The 22,622-nt window shown below is 35.1% G+C and carries 14 protein-coding genes and 9 pseudogenes; 14 read left to right on the plus strand and 9 right to left on the minus strand.

Annotated features, from left to right (window positions below):
- Nucleotides 1-2: 2 nt before the first annotated feature.
- Nucleotides 3-341, minus strand: coding sequence for a TrbC/VirB2 family protein (locus tag O1Q06_RS04930; RefSeq protein ID WP_410542268.1), 339 nt, complete (start codon nucleotides 339-341; stop codon nucleotides 3-5).
- A gap of 128 nt (nucleotides 342-469) precedes the next feature.
- On the opposite strand from O1Q06_RS04930, the gene O1Q06_RS04935 reads away from it, so the two are divergent.
- From O1Q06_RS04935 to O1Q06_RS04955, 5 genes and pseudogenes are all read left to right on the plus strand, one after another.
- Nucleotides 470-1,285, plus strand: coding sequence for a YihY/virulence factor BrkB family protein (locus O1Q06_RS04935; protein WP_410542269.1), 816 nt, complete (start codon nucleotides 470-472; stop codon nucleotides 1,283-1,285).
- Complete coding sequence (locus O1Q06_RS04940; RefSeq protein WP_410542270.1) at nucleotides 1,272-2,036, plus strand: SDR family NAD(P)-dependent oxidoreductase; 765 nt, start codon at nucleotides 1,272-1,274, stop codon at nucleotides 2,034-2,036. The genes O1Q06_RS04935 and O1Q06_RS04940 overlap by 14 nt, the downstream gene beginning before the upstream one ends.
- A 158-nt stretch (nucleotides 2,037-2,194) precedes the next feature.
- Nucleotides 2,195-3,063: pseudogene (locus O1Q06_RS04945) on the plus strand (IS982 family transposase).
- A 376-nt stretch (nucleotides 3,064-3,439) separates the two neighbouring features.
- Entirely contained in the window at nucleotides 3,440-6,715 is a 3,276-nt protein-coding gene (carB, locus tag O1Q06_RS04950; protein WP_410542271.1) for a carbamoyl-phosphate synthase large subunit, read from the plus strand.
- A 165-nt stretch (nucleotides 6,716-6,880) separates the two neighbouring features.
- Nucleotides 6,881-7,478: pseudogene (locus O1Q06_RS04955) on the plus strand (IS630 transposase-related protein); the annotation flags it as partial.
- A 14-nt stretch (nucleotides 7,479-7,492) separates the two neighbouring features.
- Here O1Q06_RS04955 and O1Q06_RS04960 read toward each other — a convergent pair.
- Nucleotides 7,493-8,361 (minus strand): annotated as a pseudogene (locus O1Q06_RS04960) (IS982 family transposase).
- A gap of 152 nt (nucleotides 8,362-8,513) precedes the next feature.
- Here O1Q06_RS04960 and O1Q06_RS04965 point away from each other — a divergent pair.
- The 5 genes and pseudogenes from O1Q06_RS04965 to O1Q06_RS04985 all read left to right on the plus strand — a co-directional run.
- Nucleotides 8,514-8,795 (plus strand): annotated as a pseudogene (locus tag O1Q06_RS04965) (IS630 family transposase); the annotation flags it as partial.
- Between the two features lie 81 nt (nucleotides 8,796-8,876).
- Nucleotides 8,877-9,722 (plus strand): annotated as a pseudogene (locus O1Q06_RS04970) (IS630-like element ISWpi10 family transposase); the annotation flags it as partial.
- Between the two features lie 65 nt (nucleotides 9,723-9,787).
- Nucleotides 9,788-11,242 (plus strand): IS4 family transposase, encoded by a 1,455-nt coding sequence (locus O1Q06_RS04975; protein ID WP_410542272.1) that lies wholly within the window; start codon nucleotides 9,788-9,790, stop codon nucleotides 11,240-11,242.
- A gap of 6 nt (nucleotides 11,243-11,248) precedes the next feature.
- Nucleotides 11,249-11,416 (plus strand): annotated as a pseudogene (locus tag O1Q06_RS04980) (IS630 family transposase); the annotation flags it as partial.
- A gap of 16 nt (nucleotides 11,417-11,432) precedes the next feature.
- Nucleotides 11,433-12,159: pseudogene (locus O1Q06_RS04985) on the plus strand (IS630 family transposase); the annotation flags it as partial.
- A 734-nt stretch (nucleotides 12,160-12,893) separates the two neighbouring features.
- Here O1Q06_RS04985 and O1Q06_RS04990 read toward each other — a convergent pair.
- Together O1Q06_RS04990 and O1Q06_RS04995 are read right to left on the minus strand one after the other, a co-directional pair.
- Nucleotides 12,894-13,193 (minus strand): ETC complex I subunit, encoded by a 300-nt coding sequence (locus O1Q06_RS04990; protein WP_264336389.1) that lies wholly within the window; start codon nucleotides 13,191-13,193, stop codon nucleotides 12,894-12,896.
- Between the two features lie 23 nt (nucleotides 13,194-13,216).
- Nucleotides 13,217-14,218 (minus strand): annotated as a pseudogene (locus O1Q06_RS04995) (IS630-like element ISWpi10 family transposase).
- Between the two features lie 219 nt (nucleotides 14,219-14,437).
- On the opposite strand from O1Q06_RS04995, the gene O1Q06_RS05000 reads away from it, so the two are divergent.
- The 3 genes and pseudogenes from O1Q06_RS05000 to O1Q06_RS05010 all read left to right on the plus strand — a co-directional run bounded on the left by O1Q06_RS05000 (nucleotide 14,438) and on the right by O1Q06_RS05010 (nucleotide 16,749).
- Nucleotides 14,438-15,049 (plus strand): 50S ribosomal protein L25/general stress protein Ctc, encoded by a 612-nt coding sequence (locus O1Q06_RS05000; RefSeq protein ID WP_410542273.1) that lies wholly within the window; start codon nucleotides 14,438-14,440, stop codon nucleotides 15,047-15,049.
- Nucleotides 15,049-15,603 (plus strand): aminoacyl-tRNA hydrolase, encoded by a 555-nt coding sequence (gene pth / locus O1Q06_RS05005; protein WP_410542274.1) that lies wholly within the window; start codon nucleotides 15,049-15,051, stop codon nucleotides 15,601-15,603. The genes O1Q06_RS05000 and pth overlap by 1 nt, the downstream gene beginning before the upstream one ends.
- A gap of 288 nt (nucleotides 15,604-15,891) precedes the next feature.
- Nucleotides 15,892-16,749 (plus strand): annotated as a pseudogene (locus tag O1Q06_RS05010) (IS630 family transposase).
- A gap of 66 nt (nucleotides 16,750-16,815) precedes the next feature.
- Here O1Q06_RS05010 and O1Q06_RS05015 read toward each other — a convergent pair.
- Both O1Q06_RS05015 and recA read right to left on the minus strand, forming a co-directional pair.
- A protein-coding gene (locus O1Q06_RS05015) for an IS630-like element ISWpi10 family transposase (RefSeq protein WP_410542275.1) occupies nucleotides 16,816-17,818 on the minus strand; the annotation gives its coding sequence in 2 pieces (ribosomal slippage) (nucleotides 16,816-17,307 and nucleotides 17,309-17,818; 1,002 coding nt in all).
- A 213-nt stretch (nucleotides 17,819-18,031) separates the two neighbouring features.
- Nucleotides 18,032-19,099 carry a recombinase RecA gene (gene recA / locus O1Q06_RS05020; protein ID WP_410542276.1) on the minus strand — a complete coding sequence of 356 codons (1,068 nt, stop codon included), beginning with the start codon at nucleotides 19,097-19,099 and terminating at the stop codon, nucleotides 18,032-18,034.
- A gap of 119 nt (nucleotides 19,100-19,218) precedes the next feature.
- Between recA and truA the strand changes: the two genes are divergently transcribed.
- Complete coding sequence (gene truA, locus O1Q06_RS05025) at nucleotides 19,219-19,956, plus strand: tRNA pseudouridine(38-40) synthase TruA (RefSeq protein ID WP_410542277.1); 738 nt, start codon at nucleotides 19,219-19,221, stop codon at nucleotides 19,954-19,956.
- Between the two features lies 1 nt (nucleotide 19,957).
- Here truA and dnaN read toward each other — a convergent pair whose 3' ends face one another.
- The 3 genes from dnaN to O1Q06_RS05040 all read right to left on the minus strand — a co-directional run bounded on the left by dnaN (nucleotide 19,958) and on the right by O1Q06_RS05040 (nucleotide 22,604).
- Complete coding sequence (dnaN, locus tag O1Q06_RS05030; RefSeq protein ID WP_410542278.1) at nucleotides 19,958-21,109, minus strand: DNA polymerase III subunit beta; 1,152 nt, start codon at nucleotides 21,107-21,109, stop codon at nucleotides 19,958-19,960.
- 111 nt (nucleotides 21,110-21,220) lie between these two features.
- A complete protein-coding gene (locus O1Q06_RS05035; RefSeq protein WP_410542279.1) occupies nucleotides 21,221-21,718 on the minus strand; it encodes an invasion associated locus B family protein in 498 nt (165 codons plus the stop codon).
- Nucleotides 21,711-22,604, minus strand: a complete 894-nt coding sequence (locus O1Q06_RS05040; RefSeq protein ID WP_410542280.1) for an RNA polymerase factor sigma-32 — start codon at nucleotides 22,602-22,604, stop codon at nucleotides 21,711-21,713. Before O1Q06_RS05040 ends, O1Q06_RS05035 begins: the two co-directional genes overlap by 8 nt.
- Nucleotides 22,605-22,622 lie beyond the last annotated feature (18 nt).

The raw sequence follows: 22,622 nt of genomic DNA on the forward strand, positions 1-22,622 counted from the left end.
GCCTAGCGGCATCTATTTGATGCTGCATCCCATGTTTGACCACTAGGGCAAGTTGGGGTTGTACTACTAGTTGTACATGCATCTTTTCCTGTTATTGCTTTCACAACTGCAGGAGCACCAAAAAACACAGCAGTAAATGCACCAAGTGCAAAAAGTGCTGGCCACGGCATTCTGCCAAATATTGCAAGCAATGCTGCACCTATTATCACTATCGTGATCATTGGTCCACCCAAACTGTGAGTATAGCTCACTATTTTACATATCACTGCTGATGTTTCATCAGCATGTACATCAAACGCAAAGGAAAGAATTAAAGCTACAAGTAGAAGAAAGTTTTTCATTATGCCTCCGTATTCAACGCTGGATTATTCTTCACTTTGATTAAATTTAAGTAAACGGTGAGGATTTTTTGCTTAAAAGTATGCTTTATTTCATTTAGAATACTTTTCTTAGTTTATTTATATTACAAGTGCTACAGCAATTTTATAGTATCGTTTATTGCCTTTATCGTGCTTTAATTGACACAATTTATAATGATGGAGTGGAGCATGCAGGGTATCTATCATTTTTAATCCTGTTATCAATATTTCCTTTTCTTATTGTTTTAATAGCCATGGCATCAACGTTCGCAAATTTCTTAGATCAATACAATGTCGGCTGGGCATTTATTATTGATAACATGCCACAGGATATTTTATCATCTTTGATGCCACGTATTAGGGAGATAATATCAGGCCCTCCGCAAAGCTTATTAACCTTGGCAATTGTAGGCGCTGTTTGGACTGCCTCATCGACAATTGAAGGATTTAGAACGATATTGAATAAGGCCTATAAAGTTCCGGTTTCATCGCCTTATATATGGAGAAGGGTGCTCAGTATATTACAATTTTTAGTAATTACGCTTGTTACAACTCTGACTGTAGTATTTTTTACATTAGTGCCAATGTTAATTGATTTTTCTTACCAAGGGCTAAGTTATACTAGATATTTACTTATTGAGTTTGTGCTTTTTACTATAGTATCTTGGCTATATTTCACATTGCCAAACATAAAACAAAACTTATCGGACGTATTTCCCGGATCTTGTGTGGCTGTTATTCTTTGGACGATCTCTGCTTCAGCTTTCAAGCAATACTTAAAAGCTTCCTTTGACCAACTGAATTTGATATATGGAAGCTTAGGTGGTGTGGTAGTATCGTTACTATTTTTTTATGTGCTAAGTTTGATTTTTATATATGGAGCAAAATTTAATTTTCAGCTAAAATATTTCAATGGATCTTGCTAAGGAGAAAGAAATGGGTGACTTAGAAGGTAAAATAGCTTTAATTACCGGAGCTTCAGGTGGAATAGGCTCTTCTGTTGCAAAAAGATTTGTAAAAGAAGGTGCATGTGTAATTCTGATTTCCAGATCTCTTGATAATCTCAAGCCATTGTATAACGAAATTGAAGAGCTTAAAGAAGGCTCTGTGAAACTAATTCAGCTTGATCTTTTAGACTTTGAAAACGTAGAAAAACTGGCAAATATGATAGAAAGCCCAAAATTATCAGAATCTGGAACACTTGATATACTGATTACATGCACTGAAATTTTAGGTAAGTTGAGCTCTGTTCATGATTGTGAGCTTGAAGATCTACAGAACGTAATGAATACAAATTTTACTGCCAGTTGGTACTTGCTAAAAAATTTGGGTCCGATACTAAAAAAGTCTAATGCTGGAAGAGCGATATTCATGACCTCAGAGATAACACTTTCTCCTTCCTCTTATCCATATTGGGTACCATATGCTGCAAGTAAGGCTGCACTAGAAGTAATGGTGAAGATATATGCATCTGAGACAAAGCATACGAACTTATGCATAAATGCCGTGTATTCGGAAGGGCCTATCGATAGTGAAATGTATAAGCAAGCATTTTCGGGAAAAGATATATCTGAATTAGTATCGCCTGAGAAGTTAACAAATAAATTCGTAGAGTTGGCTTCTGATGACTGCAGTATATCAGGACAAATCTTGCCATTAAGTAAATCTCCCGAATAAATTACCATAGTATCTGCAAAGATACCGTTAAGCCCACAACTGTATGAACATTGTGATTTGAGTCCACTAGGAACGCTAATTCTGGATTAAAAAGAGAATAGAAAAGTCAGGAGAGTAGGGTAAACTCAACAAATAGAAAAAAATAGATGAGGTTACCCATGGAAGATATAACAAAACTGTTTTGTCTGGTCGATGATTTTTGCAGAGATATAGAGAAAAATTTTGCAGATAAACTACTGCCAAACGGTAAAAAACCCACAAGAGTGCCAAAAATTACACATTCGGAAATTATCACAATAATCCTCCTGTATCAGCAATCTCCCTGTGAAAATTTTAAGGCTTTCTACCTGCATTACCTAACATTGCTCTACAAACAGAGTTTTCGAAGTTGCCTTCATACACTAGGTTTGTTGCTCTAAAGTCCAGGGTTTTGTGGCATTTAGCCATGCTATTACAGTGCCTTTGCGGATGGTCAGAACTTACTGGAATCTCATACATAGATACAACTCCTATTGCAGTTTGCCATGCAAAAAGAATATCAAGAAATAAGGTTTTTGCTGGAATTGCAAAATTAAGCAAGAGTACATATGGCTGGTTTTTCGGCTTTAAACTACATTTGATAATTAACGAGAAAGGTGAAATTCAAGCTTTTACGCTTACAAGAGGTAATGTTGACGATAGAGAGCCTGTAGCAAACCTAACTAAGAAATTAACCGGTCTTTTGTTTGGTGATAAAGGCTATATTAAAAAAGAGCTTTTCCAAGAGTTGTTTAACCGCGGTTTGAAACTTGTTACCAAGGTGAAAAAGGGGATGAAAAACGCATTAATTTCACTACATGAAAAGATTTTGCTGAGAAAAAGGTCGATCATTGAGACGATTTTTGGCTACCTCAAAAATAGACTTGAAATTGAACATACTCGCCATAGATCTCCCGTTAATTTCTTGGTTCACATCTTTTCTACTCTCATTTCCTATTCCTTGAAATCCAAAAAGCCTTCCATTTCCTATACTTTCTTCCTTCCTTAATCCAGAATTAGCGTTAGGAAGGATGTCATCCCAGTGCCTCTATGGTGTCATTCCAGTCTGGAATCTAGTCTTTATTGTGCGGCCACTTATTTAAAGTTAAGTTTTCTGGATCCCAGACTGGGATGACACCTCTGGGCACTGCCGTCATAAAGGAACCAGTGTCAGCTACTTGAATGACATCATTTGCTGTGCAATTTACCTTCAAAAATGAATGTTTGTACAGCTGTGTGTCAAGCACTGGAATCTGCCACGCAAATTGCAATTTTCGTACAGTGATGCGTCAAGCCTAAAAGTAGTTAGCTAATAGGTTTAATAAAAATTCACATATACAGGAAAGATTGGTAACATTATTTGAGACGAAACTATTATTGTAATTATGCCAAAACGCACAGATATAGAATCTATATTAGTAATAGGAGCAGGTCCAATAGTTATAGGTCAGGCATGCGAGTTTGATTATTCCGGAACGCAAAGCTGTAAAGTATTAAAAAGTGAAGGTTATAAAGTCATTTTGGTTAACTCCAATCCTGCAACTATAATGACAGATCCTGAATTCTCTGATGCAACTTATATTGAGCCGGTACTGCCTGAAATCATAGAGAAAATTATAATCAAGGAGATGCCAGATGCAATATTGCCAACAATGGGCGGGCAAACAGCACTCAATTGCGCAATAAAACTTGCAGATGATGGAGTGTTAGACAAATACAACGTAGAATTAATAGGGGTAAATAGAGAAGCAATAAAAAAAGCAGAGGATAGAGAGTTATTCCGCCAATCCATGGATAGAATAGGACTGAAATACCCCAAAAGTATCATTATAAAAAATCAAGAACAAATAAAAGAGGCTTTGGACTACATTGGATTACCAGCAATCATCCGCTCATCATTCACCCTTGGTGGTGCAGGTAGCGGCATAGCATACAATAAAGAGGAGTTTTTCAATATTGCAGAAAGTGCTCTAAAAATTTCACCAATAAATGAAGTTCAGATAGATGAATCAATTATGGGCTGGAAGGAATATGAAATGGAAGTTATCCGTGATTGCAAGGATAACTGTATAATAGTGTGTTCAATAGAAAATATTGATCCAATGGGAGTGCACACCGGAGATAGTATCACAGTTGCTCCTGCTTTGACTCTGCGTGATGCTGAATATCAACAAATGAGAAATGCATCTATAGCAGTGCTAAGAGAAATTGATGTTAGCGCCGGTGGTGCAAATGTTCAGTTTGCAGTGAATCCTAAAGAAGATGGAAGCCTCGTTGTAATTGAAATGAATCCAAGGGTTTCTCGCTCCTCTGCACTTGCTTCGAAAGCAACAGGCTATCCTATTGCAAAAGTTGTAACTAAACTTGCTATTGGCTATTCGCTCGATGAAATATGTAATGACTGTGCTCCAGTTATACCTGCTGCATTCGAACCAGTGATTGATTATATCGTCACTAAAATTCCTCGATTTGAGTTTGAGAAATTTAAGGGGACGAATTGTGAACTATCAACCTCCATGAAATCAGTGGGAGAAGTAATGTCTATAGGCCGCACTTTTAATGAGTCACTACAGAAAGCTTTTCGCTCACTTGAAACAGGGCTCACGGGACTTGATGAAGTGTTTTCTGAAGACACGGATGTTAAATCTCAATTAGCAAAATTGCTGCCAAACAGATTACTGATTGCTGCTGACGCAATGCGTCACGGAATTAGCATAGAAGAAATAAATTCGATTACAGGATATGACTTATGGTTTTTGCAGAATATACAGCAAATTATATTAGCTGAACAAAAAATAAAGGAAAACGGCCTTCCTGAGACTGCATATGAAATGTTAGAGCTGAAAAAAATGGGGTTTTCAGATGCAAGATTGGCAAAATTAAGCAATAAGAAAGTAGAGCAAATTGAAGAAATAAGAAAAAAATTTGGCATTAAACAAGTTTATAAGCGTGTAGACACCTGTGCAGCTGAATTTGAATCGAGCACTGCTTATATGTATGGCTGTTATGAGAGTAACACAATCCAGCGTGTGACTAGAGATAAGGAAGAATGGATCCCAGTGTCAGCTACTCGGATGACAGAGGGAATGGAGTGCGAAGCAGATGTTTCTGACCGAGAAAAGGTTGTCATTTTAGGAAGTGGTCCAAATCGCATTGGTCAAGGTATTGAGTTTGATTATGCATGCGTACATGCAGCTTCTGCCGCCAAAGAAATGGGGTATGAAACAATAATGATTAACTGTAATCCAGAAACCGTTTCAACTGATTATGATACCGCTGATCGTTTATATTTCGCCCCACTGATTGCAGAGGATGTGCTTGAAATACTAAGCAAAGAGCAAGAAAATGGCACACTGGTTGGTGTAATAGTTCAAATAGGTGGTCAAACACCTTTAAAGTTAGCCAAAGTGCTTAACGAGAGAGGTTTCAAAATTCTGGGAACTTCGTTTGATTCTATTGACCTTGCAGAAGATCGCATGAGGTTTAAAAACCTTGCTTTGCAACTTAATTTAAAACAACCTGAAAGTTCTATCTGCCATTCAGTAGAAGAAGCGTTAACCAACGCAGAAAAGGTGGGGTTTCCACTAGTAGTTAGGCCATCATATGTCCTCGGCGGTCAGTCTATGTCGATTAGACATGATACTCAGAGCTTTAAAGAGTATGTCTTGAATCAAACCAAAATTTTTGAACACGGATCGCTTCTTCTTGATAAATTTTTAGTCAATGCAGTTGAGGTTGACGTTGATGCTGTGTGTGATGGGGAAAAAGTTTTCATTGCAGCGGTCATGGAGCATATTGAAGAAGCTGGTATCCACTCTGGCGATTCAACATGCTCAATACCGACAAACACATTGAGTGACGAAGTAATAAAAGAGATCGAGCTCCAAACTGAAAGAATAGCTCTTGCACTAGAAGCGAAAGGTCTGATAAACATTCAGTTTGCTGTTCAAGAGAGTGATGTATGCATACTTGAAGTAAATTTACGAGCTAGTCGAACCGTTCCTTTTATTTCCAAGGTAATCAATATTCCTATTGCAAAGCTTGCCACTCAGGTTATTTTGGATAAAATTTTGAATCAGGAAAACAAGCCTTTCAATCATTTTGCAGTTAAAGCTGCTGTTTTTCCATTTACCCGCTTTGCAGGAGTTGATACTTTACTTGGTCCTGAAATGAAATCAACAGGAGAAGTGATGGGAATTGACTCATCTTTCGAAGCTGCACTTGCAAAAGTGCACATGGCTGCAGGATACAAGTTACCAACAGAAGGAACAGCTCTGATTTCAGTAAAAGATGATGATAAAGAGTATATATTGACTGTTGCACGAATGTTGAAAGAACTGAGTTTTGAAATATATGCCACCAAAGGCACAGCTTCGTATCTGAACAATAACGGCATTGCTGCAAAAGCTGTAAATAAAGTGAGAGAAGGCAGACCCCACATAGTTGATATGCTCAAAGATGGAAAAATAAATCTAGTAATCAATACCTCAAAAGGTGTGAAATCAGTTTCAGATAGCAAAGATATCAGGAGAACTGCTATTTTGCAAAATATAGCTTATAGCACCACAGCTTCTGGGAGTAAAGCGTTAGCGCTTGCAATTCAATATGTAAAGAATAGCAAATTGGAAGTGAAATCATTACAGCAGATACAAAATGTTTAAATATCAAGACTATAATAAATTATTACTTATTTCAAAATGAGGATCGTGTAAGCTAAGGCGAGAGAAATTTAATTAAAGGATTTTTGTGTCAGTATCAATATATATAGCACTTCTCATAATAGTCCAAAAAAGGTAAGATATGGATTTATAGTAGTGATGGTAAGCATGCCAGCAGCATATAGTTATGACTTAAGGAAAAAGGTAATGGAAGCATTGGATGAAGGAGAGAGTGGAGAAACTGTTGCCAAGAGATTTAAGATTGGAAAAACAACTTTATATGAGTGGAAGAAAAGATGTGAGAAAACGGGAGATTTTCAATCAAAAAAGCCTGGAAGCGTGGGCTATAACCATAAAATTACCGACTGGAATGCATTTACTGAATTTGCAAATGAGCAAGGTGGTAAAACTCAGTCAGAGATGGCTAAGCTTTGGGGCAATATTAGTAGACAAACGATTCATCGAGCACTTAAAAATATAGGATTCACAAGAAAAAAAAGACCTACGGGTATAAAGAAAGAAATGAGGAAAAGCGAGCTCAATTTGCAAGGGTTATAGCGACAAAAGAACCTGAAAACTTAGTGTATATAGATGAGTCTGGCATTGATAACACTGAACCTATGGGTATTGCCAGAAAGGACAGCGGTTTTATGCCCTAAAATCTGGAAAGAAAACTCAACGAATCAGTATGGTTGCAGCCTTAAGTAGAAGAAAGATAGTTGCTCCATTAACCTTTGAAGGCCACTGTAATATGGATGTTTTTAATACGCTAATTCTGGATTAAGGAAGGAAGAAAGTATAAGAAATGGAAGGCTTTTTGGATTTCAAGGAATAGGAAATGAGAGTAGAAAAGATGTGAACCAAGAAATTAACGGGAGATCTATGGCGAGTATGTTCAATTTCAAGTCTATTTTTGAGGTAGCCAAAAATCGTCTCAATGATCGACCTTTTTCTCAGCAAAATCTTTTCATGTAGTGAAATTAATGTGTTTTTCATCCCCTTTTTCACCTTGGTAACAAGTTTCAAACCGCGGTTAAACAACTCTTGGAAAAGCTCTTTTTTAATATAGCCTTTATCACCAAACAAAAGACCGGTTAATTTCTTAGTTAGGTTTGCTACAGGCTCTCTATCGTCAACATTACCTCTTGTAAGCGTAAAAGCTTGAATTTCACCTTTCTCGTTAATTATCAAATGTAGTTTAAAGCCGAAAAACCAGCCATATGTACTCTTGCTTAATTTTGCAATTCCAGCAAAAACCTTATTTCTTGATATTCTTTTTGCATGGCAAACTGCAATAGGAGTTGTATCTATGTATGAGATTCCAGTAAGTTCTGACCATCCGCAAAGGCACTGTAATAGCATGGCTAAATGCCACAAAACCCTGGGCTTTAGAGCAACAAACCTAGTGTATGAAGGCAACTTCGAAAACTCTGATTTGTAGAGCAATGTTAGGTAATGCAGGTAGAAAGCCTTAAAATTTTCACAGGGAGATTGCTGATACAGGAGGATTATTGTGATAATTTCCGAATGTGTAATTTCTGGCACTCTTGTGGGTTTTTACCGTTTGGCAGTAGTTTATCTGCAAAATTTTTCTCTATATCTCTGCAAAAATCATCGACCAGACAAAACAGTTTTGTTATATCTTCCATGGGTAACCTCATCTATTTTTTTCTATTTGTTGAGTTTACCCTACTCTCCTGACTTTTCTATTCTCTTTTTAATCCAGAATTAGCGTTTCAAGCAACGAATAGAAAATAATGGAAAAAAGCCATACTGAAGTAAGTAAAATAGCGAGGTTTAGATGGCATTAAGATCAAAATTATTGGATGAAAAAGTGGTGAAATCAGCAAAAGAGATGCTGAAGAGAGTAAGAAATAATGCGTATGTTGCAAAAAAACTAAATGCTGTAATTGCAGCAAAAAAGCACAGTATAACAGCTGTAGCAAAAATATGTTGCATTTCGAGAAAGGCAATTACTACATGGATAAAGCACATAAAATTTGGAAGAGAAGAAAAATTATTTGCTCCACCTCAACGCTGTAGAAAAACTATATTGAACCAAAGTCAACTTGAACGAATTGATACCAATTCCCACTATGTAAAGAACAGATAGACAATAATGGGAAAGAAGTGATACTAGAGTAGATAAAATAGAGAGGTATAAATGGCATTAAGGTCAAAACTGTTAGACGAAAAAGTTGTAAATTTGGCGAAAGAAATGTTAAAAAAGGTCAGAAATAACGCATATGTTTCAAAAAAGTTACAAGCGGTGATAGCAGGAAAAGAAAGTAGTATAAGCGCTGTGGCAAGAATATGTAAAATTTCAAGGACTGCTTTGACTGAATGGATAAAGCATCTAAAATTTGGAAGAGAAGAAAAATTATTTTCCCCTTCTCAGCGGCGAAGAAAAAGCAAATTAAACAAAAATCAACGTGAGCAAATTGAAATATGGGTAGAAAGAAATCCAAATATTACTATTAAGGAAGTGCAAATAAAAATCTCAGAGGAATTTGGCCTAAACATTAGCAAATCAACAGTGCATCGTGAGATACAAAGGATGAAGTTTTCTTATATAACACCGAGGCCAATTCACCATAAACAAGATAAAAACAAGCAAGAAGAGTTTAAAAAATACTTCAATAAAATAGTCAATTCCCACCCTGAAAAGGAGGTATTTTTTTGATGAATCACGATTTGGAACTCATTCAAAAATCGGACACGGATGGTTTAAAAAAGGGGTCAGAACGCAGGTTAAATGAAAATTGGTAGACAAAATTTCTATATCTACAGTGCGGTAAATCCAAGAAGTGGTAAGAAAATTAGCCTACTTGCTCCATATGTAAACACTGATTGTATGAATATATTTCTGGAGCAGATGTCGAAAGATTTAGGCACGAAAAAAGCCTTTCTTGTAATGGATTGTGCAGGCTGGCATAGATCAAAAAGTTTGAAAATTCAGAAAAACATTACCATTATATACTTGCCTCCTTATTCACCAGAACTGAATCCTCACTTTTACCCACAAGTATAAAAAGCAAGTAAGATAGAGAAAAATATACTTAAGATGAGGTAAAAATGTGTGAAGTAAATAGAAATGTACAATGTGCTGATGGCTTAGGAGATAAATGGCTAGAAAAAGAGTTGAGACATGTTAATCTGGGAGATGTAAGGCTTAATACAAGACTTATTAAAACAAGCTATTTAATAGAGAATAAGGCGTCTGGGTCAATTAGTCAAAGCTGTGTAGGATGGAAAGAAGCTAAAGGTGCATACAGATTATTTAGCAATGAGAAGCTTGAAGCTAAGGAAATTTATTCTTCCCATTATAAAGAAACTATGGAAAGGATAAAAGGAAATGAGCTGGTATTTTCAGTTCAAGATACAAGTTATTTGGATTTTGACTCTCATATAAAGACTAAGGGTCTAGGTAGTATTTCTAAAGCCTATACAAAATATAAAAAGGGTTTGTTATTGCACAGTAACTTAATGGTTAACAAAGACGGATTACCTTTAGGGCTATCTTCTCAACAGTGTTGGGCACGTTCTATCAGGGAAGAAACAGCCCAAGAAAAAGCAAACAGGAAATACCGTACTGCTATAAAGGAGAAAGAAAGCTATAAGTGGATAGCGGCACTAAAAGAAACCCTAAATAACCTCGCAGAAGGTGTACAGCTTGTTACTATTGGTGATAGGGAAGCAGATATTTTTAAGTTTTTATGGACTGTTGAATCATTGGACAGTTTTTATGTAATCCGCAACCGAACTAATAGGAAATTCATCTGTATTGAAGGGGGAAAAACGGATTTGCAAACACGTATAACTCAACTGCCTGTAAAAAAGGAAATTGTCTTGAATGTTGCTGAAAATAAATACCAGATCTCAAGAAAAGCTAACATTGAAGTCAGGTATATGAAAGGCTATATACCTATCAGATCTCCTTACATTTATGGATCGAAAGATACAGAGCATAAAATAAGTGATAAAATCGCTATATATGTAGTAAGTGCCAAAGAAACAAATCCTCCTGAAAGAGTAGAAGCTATTGATTGGACTTTGCTGACTAATGTACCAGTTAATAGCACTTTAGATGCTATAGAAAGGATAAATTGGTATAAGCTAAGATGGAAAATCGAGGAGTATTTTAGGATTTTAAAATCAGGATGTAAGGTAGAAAGCTCTCGTTTAGCTACAAAAGAAAGATTAGAGAAATTAATCGCTATAAAGAGCATTATTGCATTTAATATTTTATATTTAACAAAAATCGCTTTATCGAATCCTATGGAGGTTTGTACTAAGGTTTTAAGTAATGAAGAGTGGAAAACCCTTTACATACGTGAGCATAAAGTAGCCAAATTGCCAGAAGAACCTCCAAACATAAAACAAGCTATTATTTGGTTAGGAAAATTAGGTGGATTTATGAATAGAAAAAGTGATAATTTACCAGGAACTATGACTCTATGGCGTGGTTATGAAAACCTCAGGGAAAGCATGGTTATGCCTCGCATAATGACCTCTCAAAGTTGTGGGTAAAAGTGAGAACTGAATCCTGTTGAGAGGTTGTGGCAATATATCAAACACAATACTTTACGCAACAGAGTCTACGATACCATAGGCTTACTTGAAGATGTTCTGTGTAATTTTATTGTCAGTATTTCCAGTGCTACTATTAAACGAGTTTGTAATGTTTCTTATTTGTTCGATTAGTAATGGAATTTGGTATGAGTTGTGGATAGAGGAAAACCCCAATATTACTATTAGAGAAATGAGAATAAGAATCCAAGAAAGATTTGGTTTGAATATCAGCAAATCCGCAATACATCGTAATATGCAAAGAATGAAATTCTCATATATCACACCAAGACCAGTTCATAGTGGACAAGATAAAAACAAGCAAGAGGAGTTTAAAAAAAAACCTCAATGAAACTATTGTCATGCATTCTGAAAAAGAGCTATTTTTCTTCGATGAATCACGGTTTGGTACACATTCGAAAGTTGGACATGGGTGGTTTAAAAAAGGCAGTAGGACACAGGTTAAGGTAAAATTAGGTAGGGAAAATTTTTATCTCTATAGTGCAGTTAATCCTAGAAATGGAGAGAATTTTAGCTTATTTGCACCAAACGTCAACACTGATTGTATAAATATATTCCTTGAACAGATGTCGCAATATTTAGGAATACGAAAGGCTTTTCTCTTGATGGATTGCGCTAGTTGGCATAAGTCAAAAAATTTAAAGGCACCTAAAAATATCGAAATTATATACCTACCACCATACTCACCTGAACTCAATCCTGTTGAGAGGTTTTGGTTATATATAAAACAGAACATTTTACGCAATAAAATCTACGATACAATTGTTCTGCTTGAATGCGCTTTGTGTAAATTTATTACCTCTCTTTCCCCTTCCACGGTTAAACAACTCTGCTATGCTTCTTATTTGGTTCATTAATAATGAGAATTGGTATTAAAACCCAGAATAACAATTAGAACCTATCTTGAAAGGGAAAAAATAAGATGAGGTAAGCAAAAAATAGTAGGGTAACGAGTGATGTCAGTGACAAGGCCAAATGTTGCACAAGGGAAGATAACAATTATTAATGCAATAAAATATATAATGAGGGAGTGGTAACCTTTAATATAGTTATGCAAGAGGCCTAATTTGAAATATTAACATGAAAAATTGCTTGCGCATATTTCAAATCTGATTCTAATTACAGTTAGAGATATTTTAAGAGCTCAAAATCTATCTTTGTCTGCAGACTTTTTCTATTAAACAATCAAACTCATTAATGTAGTGTGTCTTCTTCAGTGTATACACGTATACTTAATCTCTGTCGTATGTCCACTGCATTTTTTCTAATCTTTTTTACACAGGAGGATTTTATGTCCAGAATTCCAGATATTTGACTTTTACTTTAGCTAAAAACCAATAGGCGCCTATTGTTTAACGCTAATTAAAATAAAAATTTTTCTAATATATAGAAGAATCACTGTTTACTGAAAATGGGATACGATTGCCAAGAAAGCTGCGAATGTCAAAGAATTTTAGGTAAACATTATTTGCTTGACGTATGAGCGTGCTCTCCTTACTGCAAGAACTCTTTAATATATGCTTAACCACTTAAGTCCTTTCAAGATATGTTCTTAGATTTAAGCTTTTAGGTAAACATACTACAATAAAATTTACTTTAGTATAAAATTATTTGCATAAGATTTTGGCAGTCTTTTAACATCTTTTGGCATTTCAATTGTGTACTTTGTGTTGTGTTTCTTTGCGTAAGATATTGCTTTTTCAAGAGAATCAAACTTTAATACAATCTGTTTTTGGGGATCTTTTGAGCCAACCCATCCCATCAAAGGTTCAATATAGTAAGAACAAGGCTCAATTTTTAGGTACCAGAATTTTGTATTACCTAAGCCAGATTGTGTTGCAGTTTTTGTTGGCTTATAAATCTTAAAAACTACTTGATCGTCAATACTCATAGTTCTTATACCAAATTACATTACTAATCGAACAAATAAGAAACATTACAAACTCGTTTAATAGTAGCACTGGAAATACTGACAATAAAATTACACAGAACATCTTCAAGTAAGCCTATGGTATCGTAGACTCTGTTGCGTAAAGTATTGTGTTTGATATATTGCCACAACCTCTCAACAGGATTCAGTTCTGGTGAATAAGGAGGCAAGTATATAATGGTAATGTTTTTCTGAATTTTCAAACTTTTTGATCTATGCCAGCCTGCACAATCCATTACAAGAAAGGCTTTTTTCGTGCCTAAATCTTTCGACATCTGCTCCAGAAATATATTCATACAATCAGTGTTTACATATGGAGCAAGTAGGCTAATTTTCTTACCACTTCTTGGATTTACCGCACTGTAGATATAGAAATTTTGTCTACCAATTTTCATTTAACCTGCGTTCTGACCCCTTTTTTAAACCATCCGTGTCCGATTTTTGAATGAGTTCCAAATCGTGATTCATCAAAAAAATACCTCCTTTTCAGGGTGGGAATTGACTATTTTATTGAAGTATTTTTTAAACTCTTCTTGCTTGTTTTTATCTTGTTTATGGTGAATTGGCCTCGGTGTTATATAAGAAAACTTCATCCTTTGTATCTCACGATGCACTGTTGATTTGCTAATGTTTAGGCCAAATTCCTCTGAGATTTTTATTTGCACTTCCTTAATAGTAATATTTGGATTTCTTTCTACCCATATTTCAATTTGCTCACGTTGATTTTTGTTTAATTTGCTTTTTCTTCGCCGCTGAGAAGGGGAAAATAATTTTTCTACTCTACCAAATTTTAGATGCTTTATCCATTCAGTCAAAGCAGTCCTTGAAATTTTACATATTCTTGCCACAGCGCTTATACTACTTTCTTTTCCTGCTATCACCGCTTGTAACTTTTTTGAAACATATGCGTTATTTCTGACCTTTTTTAACATTTCTTTCGCCAAATTTACAACTTTTTCGTCTAACAGTTTTGACCTTAATGACATTTATACCTCTCTATTTTATCTACTCTAGTATCACTTCTTTCCCATTATTGTCTATCTGTTCTTTACATAGTGGGAATTGGTATTACTACGTAATCTTAAGTATATATCTAAATAAATTTTTCCACAAAGAATTAGTGTGAAAGAATGAAGTTTGAAATAAATATTTTTATGTTATATTATTAAATTATATAAAAAGGATTAGCTGAATAGGAGTAATCGATGGCACAGCAAGAAATGGTAACAATTAATGCAGAGTTACGTGATGTAAAAAAAAAGAAAGCGATGCAGGCTCTGAGGGAGAAGGGAAGTATACCTGCAGTTATATATGGTAAAGGGCATGATAACGTAAATTTGACATTGTCTGCAAAGGAATTTACTAAACGATATAAATCAGGTGCTCTTTCTGCACATTTAATAGAACTAGATATTTCAGGGAAAAAAGAATATGCTCTTGTTCGTGATGTTCAATGGCATGTAGTAAAGGATACTGTGCAACATGTTGATTTTCAGTTTGTTGATAAAGGTAGTGAAATTAAAATAGATATACCTTTATCATTCATCAATGAAAGTAAATCACCAGGAATCAAATTAGGTGGAGTGCTTAATGTTTTGTGTCGTTCTATTACTGTCAAATGCTCTCCTGAGAAAATACCTCAAGTCATAGAAATTGATTTGTCTGGCAAAATGATCGGTCAGTCTATACATATCAATGATATAAAATTACCAGAAGGTGTTAAGTTTGTAGCTCATGAGGAAGAAAATTTCACCATTGTGACAATTTCTGCTGCTGATAGTGATGTTGAAGAGTCTCAAACAAAAACAGAGGAGTAGTGCATTTAATAGCTGGGCTTGGTAATCCTGGTAGTAAATATGAATTAACTCATCATAATATTGGCTTCATAGTTATTGATGCAATTTGCAAGTATTGGAATTTTCAGTCATTTTCTAAGAAAGCTGATTACTTGATAACCTCAGGCATAATTAATAATAATAAAACCATACTGATAAAGCCTTATTCGTTTATGAATAATTCAGGCATTCCTGTTGCAAAAATAAAAAATTTTTACAAATTATCGTTAGATAACATTTTTGTTATACATGATGATGCTGACTTAAAATTTGGAAGAATAAAAGTAAAAAAAGGTGGTAGCTCTGCTGGACATAATGGACTGAAGTCTATAGATAGCTTTATTGGTAACGATTATTGGCGTTTAAGATTTGGAGTAGGCAGGCCCGAAGGTCAGAAAAGCTTAGCAGATTATGTATTATCAAAATTTGAAAATTTTGATAATGTTATCCTCTTAGTGGAAAAAATAGCAAAAAATATACACCTAATACTACAAGGAGATATCGCAGCTTTTATCAACTCAGTTGGGAGAGTGTGAAATATAGCAATTGAACAGGACATCCTATTCAATATAAAACTTGTATCCGTTCAGCAGGGTAGCAAAATAAGATAGACAAAAATATAGGAACAAATAGTCAGTGTGCAAACACACAGCTATACGAACATTGTGACAATTTACGTAACAAATGGTGTCATCCCAGTGCTTGACACTGGGATCCAATTTTTCATTTAAGCTCATTAATTTAGCATAAGCTTACCGAATTATAGCCCTTCCCATAATAGTCCAAAAAGAGTAAGATATAGATTTATAGTAGTGAAGGTAAGGATGCCAGTAGCATATAGTTATGACTTAAGGAAAAGGGTAATGGAAGCGTTGGATGAAGGAGAGAGTGGAGAAACTGTTGCCAAGAGATTTAAGATCGGAAAAACAACTTTATATGAGTGGAAGAAAAGACGTGAGAAAACGTGAGATTTTCAGTCAAAAAAGCCTGGAAGCATGGGCTATAACCATAAAATTACCGACTGGAATGCATTTGCCGAATTTGCAAATGAGCAAGGTGGCAAAACTCAGTCAGAGATGGCTAGGCTTTGGGGCAATATTAGTAGACAAACAATTCATCGAGCACTTAAAATATAGGATTCACAAGAAAAAAAGACCTATGGATACAAAGAAAGAAATGAGGAAAAGCGATCTCAATTTGCAAAGGTTATAGCGACAAAAGAACTTAAAGAATTAGTGTATATAGATGAGTCTGGCATTGATAGCAGTGAAGACTACCCTTATGGATATTGTCAGAAAGGACAGCGGTTTTATGCCCTAAAATCTGGCAAGAAAACTCAGCGAATCAGCATGGTTGCAGCCTTAAGTGGAAGAAAAATAATTGCTCCGTTAACCTTTGAAGGCCACTGCAATATGGATATCTTTAATAAATGGTTTGAGCAGTTTCTGACACCGATTTTGAAACCTGGACAAACTGTTATCCTTGATAATGCTACTTTTCATAAGTCTAATAAGATTACTGAACTTGCTAAAGGAGTTGGTGCAGAAATTTTATATCTACCTCCTTATTCTCCAGATTTTAACAAAATTGAGCATAATTGGTTTGCTATAAAAAACAGAATTAGGAAAAACATTCCTCTATTCACATCTTTTCGTCATGCTGTCGATTCTTCCTTCTTATGATTTTTTTGGACTATTATGGGAAGGGCTATAGTTTGCCTGTGAATTTTCTTATACCAAATTCCATTACTAATCGAACAAATAAGAAACATTACAAACTCGTTTAATAGTAGCACTGGAAATACTGACAATAAAATTACACAGAACATCTTCAAGTAAGCCTATGGTATCGTAGACTCTGTTGCGTAAAGTATTGTGTTTGATATATTGCCACAACCTCTCAACAGGATTCAGTTCTGGTGAATAAGGAGGCAAGTATATAATGGTAATGTTTTTCTGAATTTTCAAACTTTTTGATCTATGCCAGCCTGCACAATCCATTACAAGAAAGGCTTTTTTCGTGCCTAAATCTTTCGACATCTGCTCCAGAAATATATTCATACAATTAGTGTTTACATATGGAGCAAGTAGGCTAATTTTCTTACCACTTCTTGGATTTACCGCACTGTAGATATAGAAATTTTGTCTACCAATTTTCATTTTAACCTGCGTTCTGACCCCTTTTTTAAACCATCCGTGTCCGATTTTTGAATGAGTTCCAAATCGTGATTCATCAAAAAAATACCTCCTTTTCAGGGTGGGAATTGACTATTTTATTGAAGTATTTTTTAAACTCTTCTTGCTTGTTTTTATCTTGTTTATGGTGAATTGGCCTCGGTGTTATATAAGAAAACTTCATCCTTTGTATCTCACGATGCACTGTTGATTTGCTAATGTTTAGGCCAAATTCCTCTGAGATTTTTATTTGCACTTCCTTAATAGTAATATTTGGATTTCTTTCTACCCATATTTCAATTTGCTCACGTTGATTTTTGTTTAATTTGCTTTTTCTTCGCCGCTGAGAAGGGGAAAATAATTTTTCTACTCTACCAAATTTTAGATGCTTTATCCATTCAGTCAAAGCAGTCCTTGAAATTTTACATATTCTTGCCACAGCGCTTATACTACTTTCTTTTCCTGCTATCACCGCTTGTAACTTTTTTGAAACATGTGCGTTATTTCTGACCTTTTTTAACATTTCTTTCGCCAAATTTACAACTTTTTCGTCTAACAGTTTTGACCTTAATGCCATTATACCTCTCTATTTTATCTACTCTAGTATCACTTCTTTCCCATTATTGTCTATCTGTTCTTTACATAGTGGGAATTGGTATTAGATCCCAGTGTCAAGCACTGGGATGACACCAAAAGGGCTACTTAGGCGACAAGAAAAGAAGCACTGATTTCAACATTTGCACATTGGCCATGCATCTGAATGGATACTAAAACTTCACCCTAATCTAGATTAGAATACTGATTCTTCTAGAAGTTGTTCGCGTTCCTCTTCTATTGCAATAGAATCATCGTGATTTTTAAATAAATCTCTGATTTTTGTTTCTATTTCATTTGCAATTTCTTTATTTGCCTTGAGGTAGCTTTTTACATTTTCTCTTCCTTGTCCAAGACGTGTATTGTTATATGAATAATAAGCACCTGCCTTTTCAAGCACACCAAGTTTTGTTCCTATATCTATTATTTCTCCAAGCTTTGATATGCCTTCATTGTACATTATATCGAATTTTGCTTCTCTAAATGGAGGAGCAACTTTATTTTTTACAACTTTAACTCTCGTTTCATTACCCGTAATATTCTCCTTATCCTTTATCGCACCAACTTTTCTTATATCAAGTCTTATAGAAGTATAGAATTTTAACGCATTCCCACCAGTGGTAGTTTCAGGATTTCCATATACTACTCCTATTTTCATACGAATTTGGTTAATAAATATCAATATACAGTTTGCTTTTGAAACTGCAGAGGTGAGCTTTCGTAGCCCATGACTTAGAAGTCTTGCTTGTAGTCCCATGTGCTGGTCGCCCATATCTCCTTCAATTTCAGCTCTTGGAGTTAGTGCTGCAACAGAGTCAATAACTATTACATCAACTGCACCAGAACATACTAAATACTCAACGATATGTAACGCTTGTTCCCCAGTGTCTGGTTGTGAAATCACCAAATCATCGGTGTTTACTCCAAGTTTACGAGCATATATAACATCCAGTGCGTGCTCCGCATCGATAAATGCACATAATCCTCCTTTTTTCTGTGCTTCAGCAATTACATGCAAAGCAAGGGTAGTTTTACCAGAACTCTCAGGGCCAAATATCTCAATTATACGTCCCTTTGGCAATCCCCCAACACCCAGAGCTGAATCAAGTGCAATCGACCCTGTGGATATCGTGTCTATTTTTTCTACAGGATTTTGCTTTAGTTTCATTATTGCACCTTTACCGAATGCTTTTTCAATTTGGCTTATTGCATTATCTAGTGCTTTTTGCTTATCATTATTTCTTTCTTCTGAGTTGTTTGCCATGGATCGTTTATTAACTTATATAACTTCCATGGTAATTGAACGTAAACAATCTGCCAAGGGTTTTTTAATAACGAAGAACGTTAGTGACCTAAATTATATTAAGATAGATAGACTTTGTAGTGCGATACAAAATAACGATAGAATATAATGGTAGTAGTTTTTTTGGCTGGCAGAAACAACAACACTCTGCTAACTCAATTCAAGAGACTATAGAAAACGCTATATTTAACTTCAGTGGCGAGAGAGTCTCTTTGCATTGTGGTGGCAGAACTGACACAGGAGTTCATGCTTTAGGGCAAGTTGCTCATTTCAATATGGAAAGGCAATTTGAGCTTTACAGAATAAGAAATGGAATAAACTATCACTTAAAAGCGATTCCTATAGTTGTGCTTAGTGCAGAAGCCGTAGATGATGCATTTCATGCGCGATTTTCAGCAAAAAAAAGATATTATGAATATAGAATAATTAATCGCTACGCTCCTGCAGCTCTGGAAATCGGTTATGTATGGCAAGTATTTAACCCACTTGACGTAAACATCATGCGTGAAGCTGCTAGACACCTGCTTGGAAAACATAATCTTTCAAGCTTCCGCTCAAAAGATTGTCAAGCTACAAATCCGGTCAGAACAATCGATGATATTGATATAGTACAAAACGGAAGTCACATATACATCAAAATATCTGCGATTTCCTTTTTACATAACCAAGTGAGGATTATTGTTGGTACTTTAGTTGAATTTGGAAAAAACAAAACTAATCCACAAAAAATGCTAAATATATTAAGTCAATGTAAAAGAAACGCTGCTGGAATCACTGCACCGCCTCACGGCTTATACTTAGTAAAGATAGATTACTAGCTTAAGTCCTCATTGGCATTACTATATATAGTGCACTTGGATCATCTTCATCAGTGATAATTGTAGCACTATTACCATCTGATAAGCTGACCTTACATTTGTTTTTTATACAAGATAAAGCATCAAGCAAATAACGAGAATTAAATCCTACTTCCATAAGAGCTCCATCGTAATCCACCTCTATAGATTCAGTTGCATCACTGCACTCTTGGGAATTTGAATGTAGAGTTAATAAATTCTCTTGCAATGAAAATTTAATTGATTTTATTTTATCGGACACAACAACGGAAACTCGGTCTATAACACTAGCAAGTTTGCTACTCTCAACAATCATTTGTTTATCTTGAGACGTTGGAATAACGGCTTTGTAATCTGGAAAAGTTCCATCTATCAATTTTGATATTAGAATATACTCACCACATGTAAATTTGATTTTTCTATCTGAAAGTTTTATATTTATCTCATTACAATCATCCAATACTTTCAACAGTTCCATGATAGTTTTACGTGGAATGATCACCCCAAATTCTCCGTTGATATCTTCAGGTTTAGGCCTTTTTATACATGATAAACGGTGGCCATCAGTTGCAACGCAGTACAGAAATTGCTCATCTGTATGCAGATATATCCCATTCAAATTATACCTTGTATCATCTAGCGACACAGCAAACTTCGTTTTAGTCAACAAGTCTACCAAATCTGCACTTAGTAGAGTGAAATCGTATTGATGATCACCTTCTTCAAGAACAGGGAAGTTATTTGAAACTACGTTCGGTAAAGAAAAATTTGCATTTCCACAGGATATCAATAATTTTCCTTGATTATTCATTTCGAAACTGACATCCAAATTAGTTGGCAATTTTTTCACTATGTCATGTAAAGTATGTGCTGAGATTTTCACTTCTCCTTCTGCTGATACATTTGCAGTAAGTGAGGCAAATATTGAAATGTCAAGATCAGTAGCCTTCAATTTTATGCTACCATATTGTGCTTTGATATTTATACACGCTAAAACATCTATCGCGTTGCGCCTTTCAACCACTCCACTTACCCTGGATAGCGTATTTAAAAGGCTTGCACGACTTACACTAAAACGCATTTGTTCACACACAGAACTTTGTTCTTTGATTCCTATATCTACAATTTTTGACATATTAATTCTCAAAAATATATTTTAAATGATATTCATATTCTATGTAAAGTGATATCCATATTTTTGTCTGAGAGACAAAACAGCCTATCTTATACTTTAGTGATCAATAATTTACTTTGTATGGCATAAGTCATGCATTTTTTGGTACGCTTTTTGAAAGCCAAGCAAGGAATAAGTATCATCAACATTTGCTGTTTTTACTTTTCCATTAACTACCATTGATAATCCCTGCTTCATTTTTAGAATCAAATCTTGGTCTATTTTTGTATCATCTGTCCACGCAAGACTTCCCTGTATTATTGGCAATTGATATTTAATTTTTTTATCGATATTGAGAACTACAGGCTCATTATTATACTGAAAGCCAGAAGTGACGCTCACCTCATCTGCTTTTTTATCAACGTAACTGACCATTACATACGGCTTGCGGTCGGCTGTATAATGTTCACTTTTTTTCTTAGGATGAGATACAATGTAACACACTTTTTCACCATCTTCCAATGCAGTGTACACAAACCAATCTTTATATTTTTCGCTCAGTTGTACGTTATTAACCGATGCAAGAGCACCTGCTGAGAGAAATATTAGAAGTACGAAAAGACTACGCATGTAACCCAAGTTTCAAACTCTCTGATTTTATGTATTGTTTTACCTTACTCATCGCTTGCTCAGCCAGCTGTCTTATTCTTTCTCTTGAAACACAATATTTTTTGCTAAGCTCATCCAAAGTCTGAGCATTCTCAGACAAATATCTGCTAATGAAAATGTCTCTTGATCTTTCATTAAGACTTGCCAGCGCATTGCTTAAAATTGTTTCTTTTAATGCCTTTTCTTCATGATTCTGGTAAGCTAGTTCTTGATTGACTAAATTACACGGAATCATATCTTGTAACTCCTTTTTAGAGTCATCACCTATTTTTATACAATTATTTAACGACTGATCCTTACAAGCCAAACGATAGTTCATCTGTACAACATCTTCTTCAGATACAGAAAGCTCGTTTGATATTGCTTTTATTTCTTCGTTACTCAAAGTTTCTCTGTTTGTGTATTGCAAAATTCTTTTTTTTATTTTACGTAAACTAAAAAACAATCTCCTTTGTGCTTGCGTTGTACCTATTTTTACAAGCGACCAAGATTTTAATATAAAGTCTTTCATTGAAGCTTCAATCCACCATACTGCATAAGTTGAAAAACGAAACCCTAAATCGGGATTGAACTTTTTCACTGCATGCATTAAACCCATATTCCCTTCCATGACCAGGTCCATCAACAATAGCCCGTAATTCTTAAATTTCATTGCAATTTTTACTACCAAATTCAAATGGCTAGTAATCAACCTGTGAGCAGAAGAAATATCTTGGTATTCTTGCCAATTTTTTGCTAATCGCACTTCCTCTTCTTGGGAAAGCATAGGAAATTTTCGCACTTCAGCAATATATTGCATGAGATTAGTGCTACTGTTAACAGATAAATTCGCTACTGAGGTCAACATAATAACTTAAATTAAAAC

The organism is Wolbachia endosymbiont of Tetranychus urticae (genome assembly GCF_046529255.1).
Lineage (GTDB): Bacteria > Pseudomonadota > Alphaproteobacteria > Rickettsiales > Anaplasmataceae > Wolbachia.

Coding starts and splice junctions, on each gene's coding strand:
- O1Q06_RS05035 (WP_410542279.1), bottom strand. CDS start 21,718: ATGCGTAGTCTTTTCGTACTTCTAATATTTCTCTCAGCAGGTGCTCTT.
- O1Q06_RS05000 (WP_410542273.1), top strand. CDS start 14,438: ATGGCACAGCAAGAAATGGTAACAATTAATGCAGAGTTACGTGATGTA.
- O1Q06_RS04975 (WP_410542272.1), top strand. CDS start 9,788: ATGTGTGAAGTAAATAGAAATGTACAATGTGCTGATGGCTTAGGAGAT.
- O1Q06_RS04940 (WP_410542270.1), top strand. CDS start 1,272: ATGGATCTTGCTAAGGAGAAAGAAATGGGTGACTTAGAAGGTAAAATA.
- O1Q06_RS04930 (WP_410542268.1), bottom strand. CDS start 341: ATGAAAAACTTTCTTCTACTTGTAGCTTTAATTCTTTCCTTTGCGTTT.
- O1Q06_RS05040 (WP_410542280.1), bottom strand. CDS start 22,604: ATGTTGACCTCAGTAGCGAATTTATCTGTTAACAGTAGCACTAATCTC.
- recA (WP_410542276.1), bottom strand. CDS start 19,099: ATGGCAAACAACTCAGAAGAAAGAAATAATGATAAGCAAAAAGCACTA.
- carB (WP_410542271.1), top strand. CDS start 3,440: ATGCCAAAACGCACAGATATAGAATCTATATTAGTAATAGGAGCAGGT.
- O1Q06_RS04990 (WP_264336389.1), bottom strand. CDS start 13,193: ATGAGTATTGACGATCAAGTAGTTTTTAAGATTTATAAGCCAACAAAA.
- dnaN (WP_410542278.1), bottom strand. CDS start 21,109: ATGTCAAAAATTGTAGATATAGGAATCAAAGAACAAAGTTCTGTGTGT.